Here is a 12,102-nt window from a genome sequence, read left to right as displayed (position 1 = left end):
CTCAGCGCGCCAGCACCGGCGCCAGCGCCCGGCCCGTGTGCGTACCCAGGCGCACCACCTCCTCGGGCGTGGCCGCGGCGACGATGCGCCCGCCGCCCGCGCCGCCCTCGGGGCCCAGGTCGATGATCCAGTCGGCCTCGGCGATCACGTCCAGGTCGTGCTCGATGACCACCACGCTGTGGCCGCCATCGACCAGGCGGTGCAGCACGCGGATGAGCTTGTGCACGTCGGCCATGTGCAGGCCCACGGTGGGCTCGTCGAGCACGTAGAGCGTGTGCGGGGCCTTCTGCCCGCGCCGGCCCACCTCGTCGCGCACCTTGGTGAGCTCGGTCACCAGCTTGATGCGCTGCGCCTCGCCGCCCGACAGCGTGGGGCTGGGCTGGCCCAGCGTGAGGTAGCCCAGGCCCACGTCCTTCAAGAGCTGCAGCGGGTGGGCGATGCTGGGCATGCTGGCGAAGAACTCCACGGCCTCGTCCACCTCCATCTGCAGCACGTCGCCGATGCTCTTGCCGCGCCAGGTGACGGCCAGCGTCTCGGGGTTGAAGCGCGCGCCGTGGCAGACCTCGCAGGGCACCTTCACGTCGGGCAGGAAGCTCATCTCGATGGTGCGCACGCCCTGGCCTTCGCAGCCCGGGCAGCGCCCCTCGCCGGTGTTGAAGGAGAAGCGCCCGGCCGCGTAGCCGCGCGCCTTGGCCTCCAGCGTTTCGGCGTAGAGCTTGCGGATGGTGTCCCAGAAGCCGATGTAGGTCGCGGGGCAACTGCGCGGCGTCTTGCCGATGGGGGTCTGGTCCACCTCGAGCACGCGGTCTATGGTCTCGAAGCCCGACAGGCCGGTGCAGCCGGCCAGCGGCGGCGCCCTGCCCGCGTCCATGGCCTCGCGCCCGGCCTTGGTACTGCGCTGCTGCACCCAGGCGGCCACATTGGCGAGCAGCACGTCGCGCGCCAGCGTGGACTTGCCCGAGCCGCTCACGCCCGTGACGGCCACCAGGCGCTGCAGCGGCACGCGCGCGGTGAGCTGCTGCAGGTTGTGCAGGTGCGCGCCGTGCACGGTGAGCCAGGCGGGCGGGCCCGCCTCTGCTCTCTTTTCGGGAGCTGCTTGCGCTTGTCTTTTCTTGGTTTCAGGTTCTTTTTCATCTGAAACCGTTGCAGAGTCAGCGCTAGCAGCTATGGTTTTTGCGAGCACGGCGCGGCGCGCCTGCAGCGGGTGGCGCATGGCGTGCAGCAGGTAGCGGCCGGTCTGCGAGTCGGCGGCCGCCTGCACGTCGGCCACCGTGCCCTGGGCCACCAGGCGCCCGCCGCGCTTGCCGGCGCTGGGGCCGATGTCGATGATGTGGTCGGCACGGCGGATGGTGTCCTCGTCGTGCTCCACCACCACCAGGGTATTGCCCTTGTCGCTGAGGCTTTGCAGGGCGTTCAGCAGGATCTGGTTGTCGCGCGCGTGCAGGCCGATGGTGGGCTCGTCGAGCACATAGCACACGCCCTGCAGGTTGCTGCCGAGCTGCGCGGCCAGGCGGATGCGCTGCGCCTCGCCGCCCGAGAGCGTGGGCGCGCCGCGGTCCAGCGTGAGGTAGGACAGGCCCACCTCCTCCAGGAATTCGAGCCGGCTGCGGATCTCGGGGATCAGGTCGCGCGCGATCTCGGCCTCGCGCCCGCTGAGCTGCAGGCCCGCGATCCAGGCGCGCACCGCGCTCACCGACAGGCGCGCCACCTCGGTGATGGGCGTGCCGGCGAACAGCACGGCGCGCGCCACGGGGTTCAGGCGCGTGCCGCCGCAACGGGCGCAGGGCGCGTCGGCCACGTCCTCCAGCTCGGGCTCGGCGAAGGTCTGCTCGCGGCCTTTCTCCTTGTCGGCCTGCACCGAGTCGTCGAGCAGCTTGCGCTGCTCCCTGGTGAGCGCGACGCCCGTGCCCACGCAGTCGGGGCACCAGCCGTGCTTGCTGTTGTAGGAGAACAGGCGCGGGTCCAGCTCGGCATAGCTGGTGGCGCACACGGGGCAGGCGCGCTTGGTGGAGAACACCTGCAGCCGGCCGATGGACGCCGTGGGCGCGCCGTCCTGCAGCGCCTGCTGCAGGCCGTCCAGGTCGCTCAGCACATGCACCACGCCCTTGCCCAGCTCCAGCGCCTTGGCCAGGTGCCGGCGCAGCGCGTCCTCGTGCTCGGGCGCCACATCCAGGCTGGCCACGGGCAGCTCGATGGTGTGCTCCTTGAAGCGGTCGATGCGCGGAAAGCCTGCGGTCGGCAGGAAGCGGCCGTCCACGCGCAGGTGCGTGTAGCCGCGCGGGCGCGCCCAGTCGGCCAGCTCGGTGTAGACGCCCTTGCGGTTCACCACCAGCGGCGCGAGCAGGCCGATGTGCTGGCCGCGGTAGTCGCGCAGCAGTTGCGCGGCGATGCTCTCGGCCGTCTGCGGCTGCACGGCCGCGCCGTCGTGCACGCAGTGCTGCACGCCCAGCTTCACATACAGCAGGCGCAGGAAGTGCCAGACCTCGGTGGTCGTGCCCACGGTGCTCTTCCTGCCGCCGCGCGAGAGGCGCTGCTCGATGGCCACGGTGGGCGGGATGCCGTAGACGGCGTCCACCTCGGGGCGGCCGGCGGGCTGCACGATGCTGCGCGCGTAGGCGTTGAGGCTTTCCAGGTAGCGGCGCTGGCCTTCGTTGAACAGGATGTCGAAGGCCAGCGTGGACTTGCCCGAGCCGGACACGCCGGTGATGACGTTGAAGCGCCCGCGCGGGATGTCCACCGACAGGCTTTGCAGGTTGTGCTCCTTGGCGTTCACGATTTCAATCGCGTTTTTGGCCTCTGGCGCCCTGCCCGCCTGCGTCAGCAGCTCCTGTTTTCGTAGCACCGCCTGCGGCTCGTGCACCGCATGCCCGCCCGCGCCCAGCGCCTGCGCGTACGCGCGCAGTGCGGCGCCGGTGTGCGAGGCGGGGTGCTGGCGCACCTCCTCGGGCGGGCCCTCGGCCACCACCTGGCCGCCGGCGTCGCCGCCCTCGGGGCCTAGGTCGATGAGCCAGTCGGAGGCGGCGATCACGTCCAGGTTGTGCTCGATGACGATGAGCGAATGGCCCGCGTCCAGGAGTTTTCTGAGCGCGCGCATGAGTTTGGCGATGTCGTCGAAGTGCAGGCCGGTGGTGGGCTCGTCGAACAGGAACAGCGTGCCGCGGCGCGCCAGCGGCTGGCGGCTGCTGCTGGCGGCCTTGGCGGCCTCGGCCAGAAAGCCCGCGAGTTTGAGGCGCTGCGCCTCGCCGCCCGACAGCGTGGGCACGGGCTGGCCCAGCTTCACGTACTCCAGCCCCACGTCCACGATGGGCTGCAGCGCGCGCAGCACGTCGCGGTCTGGCGCAAACAGCGCTGCCGCCTCGTGCACGGTGAGCTGCAGCACCTCGGCCACGTTGAGCAGGCGGCCGCCGCGCTCGATGCGCACCTCCAGGATCTCGGGTCGGTAGCGCTGGCCGTCGCAGTCGGGGCAGCGCAGGTAGACGTCGCTGAGAAACTGCATCTCCACATGCTCGAAGCCCGAGCCGCCGCAGGTGGGGCAGCGCCCGTCGCCCGAGTTGAAGCTGAACTTGGCGGCGGTGTAGCTGCGCTCGCGCGCCAGCGGCGCGATGGCGAACAGCTCGCGGATGGCATCCCAGGCGCCCACGTAGCTCACGGGGTTGGAGCGCGCCGTCTTGCCGATGGGGGTCTGGTCCACGAACACCACGTCGCCCAGGTGGTCGGCGCCCAGCAGGCGCTCGTGCGCGCCGGGCGATTCCGTGGCCTTGCCGAAGTGGCGCATCAGCGCGGGCGCCAGCACGTCCTGGATCAGCGTGGACTTGCCCGAGCCCGACACGCCGGTGATGGTGACCAGGCGCTGCAGCGGGAACTCCACGCTCACGTCACGCAGGTTGTGCTCGCGCGCGCCCTCCAGGATCAGGCGCGGCGTGGCATCCGTCACCAGGCGCTTGAGCCCGGTGCCGACATGCTTGTGCCCGCCCAGGTACTGGCCGGTGAGCGTGGGTGCGTGGCGCAGCGCGGCCACCGTGCCGTCGAACACGATCTGCCCGCCGCGCTCGCCGGGGGCGGGGCCCATGTCGATGATGCGGTCGGCCGCGAACATCACGGCGGGGTCGTGCTCCACCACCACCAGGGTGTTGCCCGCGTCGCGCAGGCGCAGCATGGCCTCGGTGATGCGGTGCATGTCGCGCGGATGCAGGCCGATGCTGGGCTCGTCAAGCACGAACAGGGTGTTGACCAGGCTGGTGCCCAGCGCCGTGGTGAGGTTGATGCGCTGCACCTCGCCGCCGGACAGCGTGCGGCTTTGCCGGTCCAGCGTGAGGTAGCCTATGCCCACGTCGCACAGGTATTTGAGACGGGTGGTGATTTCGGCGTGCAGCAGGCGCAGCGCCTGGGCCTCGCCGCTCTTGGGGTCATGGAGGGCCGTAGCGCCCGCCCCGTCTGCGTTGGCAGCTCCCAAACCCATAGCACCCGGCGCCCCCGCCAGACGGTCGAAGAAGCGCCGCAGCCGCGCGATGGGCAACTGCATCAGGTCGTGCAGGCACAGGCCCGGCAGGGCCTCGAGCTGGGCGCGCGTCCAGTCCACGCCCTGGGGCAGGAAGCGCTGCACAGGCTCGAGCACGGCGTCGGCGTCCTGCTTGCTGCCCACGCGCCACAGCAGGCTCTCGGTCTTGAGGCGCGCGCCCGCGCACACCGGGCAGGGCGTGTAGCTGCGGTACTTGGACAGCAGCACGCGGATGTGCATCTTGTAGGCCTTGCTCTCCAGGTACTCGAAGAAGCGGCGGATGCCGTACCACTGCTTGTTCCAGTTGCCGTTTTTGAAGCCCGGCGTGCCCTCGATCACCCAGCGCTGCTGCTCGGGCGTGAGCTTGTACCAGGGCGTGTCGCGCGGGATGCCGGCCTCCTCGGCGTAGCGCATCAGGTCGTCCTGCGCTTCCTTCCAGGCGGGCGTCTGTATGGTCTTGATGGCGCCGGCGCGCAGCGTGAGCCGGTCGTTCGGGATCACCAGCCCCCAGTCCACGCCGATCACGCGGCCAAAGCCGCGGCAGGTGTCGCAGGCGCCCACGGCGGAGTTGAACGAGAACATCGAGGGCAGGGGCTCGGCGTAGCGCAGGTCGCTGTCGGGGCAGTGCAGGCCGGTGGAGAAGCGCCACAGCTCGGCGTCCTCGCCGCCATCGTGCAGGCGGTACACGTTCATGCGCCCGCTGCCGCGCTTGAGCGCGACCTCGATGGCCTCGACCACGCGCGCACGCTCGACCTTGCCCAGGCGGAAGCGGTCGGCCACCACGTCCAGCAGCTTGCGCGGGCCGGTGGGCGTGGCCACCTCGCGCTCGGCCTGCACCTTGGTAAAGCCGCTGGCGGACAGCCATTGCTCGAGCTGCGCGGCGGTGGTGCCGGCGGGCAGCTCCACGGGGAAGGTGAGCACCAGGCGCGGGTCGTCCGCAGGGCTGTGGGCTGCGGCCTGCGCGGGGGCCGCTTCCCCTGCGGTGAACCCGCAGCGCCGCCGCAGCTCGGCGTAGATGGTCTCGGGCGTGTCGTGGCGCACGGGCTGCGCCGTCTGCCGGTCGAAGAGCTGGCCGGCACGCGCGAACAGCAGCTTGAGGTGGTCGTTGATCTCGGTCATCGTGCCCACGGTGGAGCGCGACGAGCGGACCGGGTTGGTCTGGTCGATGGCGATGGCCGGGGGCACGCCCTCGACCTTGTCCACGGCGGGCTTGTCCATGCGGTCCAGGAACTGGCGCGCATAGGCGCTGAAGGTCTCGACGTAGCGGCGCTGGCCCTCGGCGTAGAGCGTGTCGAACACCAGGCTGGACTTGCCCGAGCCGCTGGGCCCGGTGACCACGGTGAGTTCCCCCGTGCGGATGTCCAGATCCAGGTTCTGGAGGTTGTGCTGGCGCGCGCCGCGGATGCGGATCAGTCCCTGGGTCATGGTGCGGGAGTCGGAAGAATGGCAGGCCTGCCCATTCTAGAAAGCTGGGCGCCGACCCGCGCCGGCACGCACCAAAGCCCCTGCAGGCCAGGGCACTGCACCCGCACCCGCAGGGCAAGCCGCCCGCGGCCGGGCGGGCTCAGCCCAGGAGCACGGCCTCCAGCTCCTTGCAGGCGCCCTTGCCTGCGGCCTCCTCGATCTTGGGCAGCAGGTCGATGAGCTCCTGCAGGCTGGCGGCGTGCTCTACCGAGAGGTTGAGGCGAAAGCCCCGCAGGCCCAGGCCGGCCGTGATCTGCGTGGCCAGGGCGCTGCCGCGCAGGAAGCGCTCCTGGTCGCTCAGGCCGCTGGCGGGGGCCACGGCATCGGTCGCGGCGGACGCGCCGCCCCCGCCGGAGGCCGCCAGGTAGCCCTGATCGACGAGCGCCTGCACATCGGCCATGGTGGCACCCATGCCGGCCGTCGTCGCCAGCACCTCTTCGACGGACTTGTGCCCATCGAACAGGATGAACATCGAGCGCTGGCGCGCCGTGATGCTGGCAGAACGCTGCTTGAATGCCTGCTGACCTGCGTCGGTCTTGCTGTACTTCATGTGTCTGAGGTATTCCGTGACGTGTCGATGGACGGCCACAGCCACCCTACCTCTTTTGACACGCCAGGGCTAGTGGGGCATGCCCGCACCGCGGCGCCGCCCCGGCCCGGCCTCACTTGCTGGCCGCAGACTCGGGCTCATGGGCCTGCGTGGCCTCGGCGCCGTGCTTTTCGCCGCCCATGTCGATGGCTCCGCCCTGGCTGATCATGTACAAGGCCACCGCGGCGAACAGCACGAAACCCACTGCAATTTTCCACATATCCATTTCCTTCTTCACGAAGGCCCGTTTCCGGGCCCAAAAAAAGCCCTCTTGCGAGGGCTTGGCAGACGGCCTGGGCGCCAGGGGGCGCCACAGGCCGCGGCAAGGGTGCCGGCGCGCAATCAGTCGCCAGCGTAGATGTCCACGTCCTTGGTCTCGCGCACGAACAGCATGCCGACCACCAGCGTCATGGCCGCGACGATGATGGGGTACCACAGGCCGTTGTACATATTGCCGGTCTGGGCCACGATGGCGAACGAGGTGGTGGGCAGCAGGCCGCCGAACCAGCCGTTGCCGATGTGGTAGGGCAGCGACATGGAGGTGTAGCGGATGCGGGTCGGGAACAGCTCGACGAGCATGGCGGCGATGGGGCCGTAGACCATGGTCACCAGGATGACGAGGTAGGTCAGGATGACGATCATCATGCCCTTGTTCATCTTGGCGGGGTCGGCCTTGGTGGGGTAGCCGTCCTTCTTCAGGGTTTCGGCCACGGCCTTCTTGAACTCGCCGTCCTTGGCCTTGGCCTCGTCGGCGGAAATGCCCTTGCTGGTGTAGCTGGGGATCACGTCGCTGCCGATCTTGATGACGGCGGGCGTGCCGGCGGGAGCGGCTTCGTTCTCATAGCTCACGGAGCCGGCGGCCAGCACCTGCTTGGCGATGTCGCAGGAGCTGGTGAACTTGACCGTGCCCGTGGGGTTGAACTGGAACGAGCACTCGGCCGGGTCGGCAACGACGACGACCTTGTTCTTGGCCTGGGCGGCTGCCAGATCGGGGTTGGCGGCTTCGGCCAGCATCTTGAACGCCGGGAAGTAGGTCACGATGGCCAGCGCGCAACCGGCCATGATGATGGCCTTGCGGCCGATCCTGTCCGACAGCGTACCGAAGATCACGAAGAAGGGCGTGCCGATGACCAGCGCGGCGGCGATCATCAGGTTGGCCGTGACGGCATCGACCTTGAGCTGCTGCGTGAGGAAGAACAGCGCGTAGAACTGGCCCGTGTACCACACGACGGCCTGGCCGGCGGTCAGGCCGAACAGGGCGAGCAGCACGATCTTGAGGTTCTTCCACTGGCCGAAGGACTCGGACAGCGGTGCCTTGGAGGTCTTGCCCTCGGCCTTCATCTTCTGGAAGGCGGGCGACTCGGACAGCGACAGGCGGATCCACACCGAGACGGCCAGCAGCAGGATGGAGACCAGGAACGGAATGCGCCAGCCCCAGTCGTTGAAGGCGGGCTCGCCCATGGCGGTGCGGGTGCCCAGGATCACGAGCAGCGACAGGAACAGGCCCAGCGTGGCGGTGGTCTGGATCCAGGAGGTGTAGGCACCGCGCTTGCCATGCGGCGCGTGCTCGGCCACGTAGGTGGCGGCGCCGCCGTACTCACCGCCCAGCGCCAGGCCTTGCAGCAGGCGCAGGCAGATCAGGATGACCGGGGCGGCCACGCCGATGCTGGCGTAGTTGGGCAGGATACCGACGATGAAGGTCGAGATGCCCATGATCAGGATGGTCACCAGGAAGGTGTACTTGCGTCCGATCATGTCGCCCAGGCGGCCGAACACCAGCGCGCCGAAGGGGCGGATGATGAAGCCCGCCGCAAAGGCCAGCAGCGCGAAGATGAAGGCCGAGGTGGGGTCCAGGCCCGCGAAGAACTGCTTGGCGATGATGGCCGCCAGCGAACCGTAGAGGTAGAAGTCGTACCACTCGAAAACGGTACCTAGCGAGGAGGCGAAGATCACCTTCCTCTCTTCGGGGGTCATGGGCCGTGCGGCGGCGACGGCTTTTGACGATGCGGCATGTGAGGCCATGGGCTTGTCTCCTTGGGAATAATGCGTGGGGCCCGCACTGCGGCGGGCTGCATGCATTTTTCAGGAGCGCACTGACCACGCTCTGACGCCAAACCAACGCAGACTTGCACGAAACTGACCGGGCTCTGACAACTTAAGGACTAACCCGCAGCTTTCATGCCGTAATGCGAAAAATGGCGTATCTCAGGGCGCCAGGCCCGAAGGAAGCTGACGCACGGCCTCCCACTGCGGGCCGTCGAACCAGGGGTCCGCCATGAGGCAGGCACGCAACATGGGCAGGCTGTCCAGGCCCCAGAAGACCCGGCCTTCGGCCACCCAGGCCGGCACGCCGAACACGCCCTGGGCGGCTGCGGCCTCGGTGTTGGCGCGCAGCAGCGCCTTGGCGCGTGCGCCGTCCTCGCCGCCAGGGCGCACCTGCGGCTCCAGCGCCTCGGCCAGGGCCTGCTGGCGCTGGGCGTCGAGCGCCTCCTGCCCGTCCTGCCAGACATGGCGGAACACCGTCTCGGCCACGTAGCGGTTGATGCGCCCGTCCTCGCTGCAGGCCAGGGCCTGGCGCAGCAGGGGCAAGGGATTGAAGGGGTGGCGCGTGGGCATCTGCAGCGGCACGCCCAGGTGGTGGCCCAGCCAGAGCGCGTGGCGGTAGGTCCAGTCGCGCTTGGGCGCAATGCCCGCAGGGCCCGGGTTGGCGTGCTGCTGCAAGAGCGCGCCCAGCAGCACCGGGCGGTAGTCCACGGCATGGCTCAGGCCCTCCAGGGCCTCGGGCAGGCGCTGGAAGGCCAGCCAGGCGTAGGGCGAGACGAAGTCCAGGTAAAAGGTGATGGTCTTCATGGCTGCGACTCCAGGGCCGGGGGAAAGGGGAAGCCCGCACGCTGCGCGAGCTGCGCCCAGATGGCCAGGCGCTGGGCGCGGTCGGCCTGGGCCCAGGCGCGGATTTCCGCGATGCTGCGCCAGCACCCCACGCAGTGGCTGCGGTCCTCGGACATGCGGCACACCGAGATGCAGGGCGAGGGGATCACCTCGTCCGATTGGGGATCAAAAAAGCCCGCTTCGCCCAGCAGATGCGCGCGAGCAGCTATGGATTCAGTAGCACTCATGGGACGGGCGTCTCCTGCACCACGTCGGCCCAGGGGGCTCCGGTCAGGCGTTCGAGGTCCTGCGGCTGCAAGGGGAAGACGCCGTGCGGATGCCCGGCCGCCGCCCAGATGAGCGCGAAGCGCTGCAGTTCGCGGTCGATCAGGGTCACGCTGGGCTGGGCATGCGCCACTGGCGAGACGCCGCCGATGGAAAAACCCGTGCGCGCCTTGACGAACTCCGCGTCGGCGCGGCCGATCTTGCCGACCAGGGCGGCGACCTTCTTCTCGTCCACGCGCCGGTCGCCCGAGGTGATGACGAGCACGGCCGCGTCGTCCTCCTTGCGCCGGAAGATGATGCTCTTGGCAATCTGGCCCAATTGCACGCCCAGGGCGTCGGCCGCCTGCTGGGCCGTGCGCGCGGCGTCGTCGAGCATGCGCGGGCCGTGGGGATGGCCCAGCGCCTGCAGCGCCTGGACCACGCGCTGCACGCCGGGCGGCAGCGTCTCGGGGGAGGAAACAGCTTCAGTCATGGTGCCCCGATGGTAGCGGCGCCGCAGACGGCGCGCTGGCAGTTCAGGCGCGCTTGTTGAGCAGGGCCACGGCCGTGCGCGAGTTCGGCTTGCGGCCCAGGAAGTCGCTGATGTAGGCGCCGGCATCGACGAGCCGGTCGAGGTCGATGCCGGTGTCGATGTCCATGCCGCGCAGCATGAACACCAGGTCTTCGGTCGCCACATTGCCCGTGGCGCCCTTGGCGTAGGGGCAGCCACCCAGGCCGGCCACCGAGGCCTGGAAGTTCCACACGCCCAGCTCCAGCGCCGCCAGCGTATTGGCCAGCGCCTGGCCGTAGGTGTCGTGGAAATGGCCCGAGACCTCATCCACGCCATAGTGCTGCAGCGCCGCCTCGATGGCGCGCTGCACCTTGCGCGGCGTGCCCACGCCGATGGTGTCGGCCACGTCCACGCGCTGCACGCCGATGCCCTTCATCAGCCCCGCAAGATAGGCCACCTGCTGCGGCGCGATGTCGCCCTCGTAGGGGCAGCCCACGGTGCAGCTCATGGCACCGCGCACGCGCATGCCCGCCGCCCGCGCCGCCGCGACCACGGGCGCGAAGCGCTCGATGCTCTCGGCGATGGAGCAGTTGATGTTCTTGCGGCTGAAGGCCTCGCTGGCCGAGCCGAAGACCACGATCTCGTCGGGCCGCGTCTGCACCGCCGCCTCGTAGCCCTGCAGATTGGGCGTGAGCACGGAGTAGCGCACGCCGGGCTGGCGCGCGATGCCGGCCATGACCTCGGTGTTGTCGGCCATCTGCGGCACCCACTTGGGGCTGACGAAGCTGGTGACCTCGATCTCCTGCAGGCCGGCGTCCTGCAGGCGCTGCACCAGGCCGATCTTGACCGCGGCGGGCACGGGGGTCTTTTCGTTCTGCAGGCCGTCGCGCGGGCCGACGTCGATGATCTGGACGCGGGTAGGAATGCTCATGGGAAGGTCCTTGGTGAATGCCGTCGGTTCAATAGCCGCGCCCGGGGTCCACCACCCCGGCAATGGCCTCGCCGCGCTCCAGCGCGCCGATCTTGCCCGCGATCTGGGCGATGCTCTCATCGCGCAGCGTACGCGCCGAGGCGTGGGGCGTGAGGGTGATGCGCGGGTGCGTCCAGAACGGGTGGCCCGCGGGCAGCGGCTCGGTGCGGAACACGTCCAGCGTGGCGCCCGCCAGGTGGCCGCTGGCCAGCAGCGCCAGCAGGTCGTCCTCGACCAGGTGCGCGCCGCGCGCCACGTTGATGAGGTAGCCCCCCGGCTGCAGGCGCGCCAGCGTGTCGCGGTTGAGGATGTTTTCCGTATCCGGCGTGAGCGGCAGCAGGTTCACCAGCACGCGGCTGGCGGCCAGGAAATCGGGCAAGCCGTCCGCGCCGCTGAAGCTGCGGATGCCGTCGAGCGCCTTGGGCGTGCGGCTCCAGCCGTTGACCGGGAACTCGAACTGCGCCAGCGCCCGCGCCACGCGCGCGCCCAGCACGCCCAGGCCCATCACGCCCACAGGGAAGTCCTGGCGCTGGCGCGGTTTGCGGTAGGCCCACTCGCCTGCGCGCATGCCGGCCTCCAGGGCGTCGAGCTCGCGGAAATGGCGGATCACGGCGTGGCACACGTACTCAGCCATCTGCACAGCCATGCCCGCGTCGTCCAGGCGCACCACGCGCGCCTGGGGCGGCAGGCGCAGGCGCAGCAGCGCATCCACGCCCGCGCCGATGTTGAACAGCGCCTTGAGGCCGGTCTGTTCGTCCAGGAACTGCTGGGGCGGTGCCCAGACCACGGCATAGTCGGCCGCAGGCGCGCCGGGCGCCCACACCGAGAGGCGCGCGCCCGGCAGGGCGGCGGCCAGGCCCTGCAGCCAGGGCTCGGCCGGTGTGTCCTTGCAGCAAAAAAGAATGTTCATGGCGTGCAAGCGTACCGCGGCCGCGCGG

Annotated in this window: 9 protein-coding genes; all 9 read right to left on the bottom strand. The window is 69.9% G+C overall.

The features are described from left to right. Position 1 precedes the first annotated feature (1 nt). A complete protein-coding gene (gene uvrA, locus CGR01S_RS07720) occupies positions 2 to 5,923 on the bottom strand; it encodes an excinuclease ABC subunit UvrA (protein WP_042424776.1) in 5,922 nt (1,973 codons plus the stop codon). A gap of 139 nt (positions 5,924 to 6,062) precedes the next feature. Beyond that, complete coding sequence (locus tag CGR01S_RS07715; protein ID WP_042424773.1) at positions 6,063 to 6,512, bottom strand: hypothetical protein; 450 nt, start codon at positions 6,510 to 6,512, stop codon at positions 6,063 to 6,065. Positions 6,513 to 6,624: 112 nt separating this feature from the next. Continuing rightward, a complete protein-coding gene (locus tag CGR01S_RS16840) occupies positions 6,625 to 6,771 on the bottom strand; it encodes a hypothetical protein (protein ID WP_169742453.1) in 147 nt (48 codons plus the stop codon). Between the two features lie 122 nt (positions 6,772 to 6,893). Further along, the gene (locus tag CGR01S_RS07710; RefSeq protein ID WP_042424771.1) at positions 6,894 to 8,573 is read right to left on the bottom strand and encodes an MFS transporter; all 1,680 of its coding nucleotides are present in this window, start codon (positions 8,571 to 8,573) and stop codon (positions 6,894 to 6,896) included. 183 nt (positions 8,574 to 8,756) lie between these two features. After that, a complete protein-coding gene (locus CGR01S_RS07705) occupies positions 8,757 to 9,401 on the bottom strand; it encodes a 2-hydroxychromene-2-carboxylate isomerase (protein ID WP_042424768.1) in 645 nt (214 codons plus the stop codon). After that, the gene (locus tag CGR01S_RS07700) at positions 9,398 to 9,667 is read right to left on the bottom strand and encodes a DUF1289 domain-containing protein (protein ID WP_042424766.1); all 270 of its coding nucleotides are present in this window, start codon (positions 9,665 to 9,667) and stop codon (positions 9,398 to 9,400) included. The genes CGR01S_RS07705 and CGR01S_RS07700 overlap by 4 nt, the downstream gene beginning before the upstream one ends. Continuing rightward, complete coding sequence (locus CGR01S_RS07695) at positions 9,664 to 10,176, bottom strand: YbaK/EbsC family protein (RefSeq protein ID WP_042424763.1); 513 nt, start codon at positions 10,174 to 10,176, stop codon at positions 9,664 to 9,666. Before CGR01S_RS07695 ends, CGR01S_RS07700 begins: the two co-directional genes overlap by 4 nt. A 43-nt stretch (positions 10,177 to 10,219) precedes the next feature. Then, complete coding sequence (locus tag CGR01S_RS07690) at positions 10,220 to 11,125, bottom strand: hydroxymethylglutaryl-CoA lyase (RefSeq protein WP_042424760.1); 906 nt, start codon at positions 11,123 to 11,125, stop codon at positions 10,220 to 10,222. Between the two features lie 28 nt (positions 11,126 to 11,153). After that, positions 11,154 to 12,074 (bottom strand): 2-hydroxyacid dehydrogenase, encoded by a 921-nt coding sequence (locus CGR01S_RS07685; protein ID WP_042424757.1) that lies wholly within the window; start codon positions 12,072 to 12,074, stop codon positions 11,154 to 11,156. Positions 12,075 to 12,102: the final 28 nt, after the last annotated feature.

The sequence above is a fragment of the Comamonas granuli NBRC 101663 genome (assembly GCF_000739995.1).
Lineage (GTDB): Bacteria > Pseudomonadota > Gammaproteobacteria > Burkholderiales > Burkholderiaceae_C > Simplicispira > Simplicispira granuli.
This window is presented reverse-complemented; position numbering and strand designations above follow the sequence as displayed.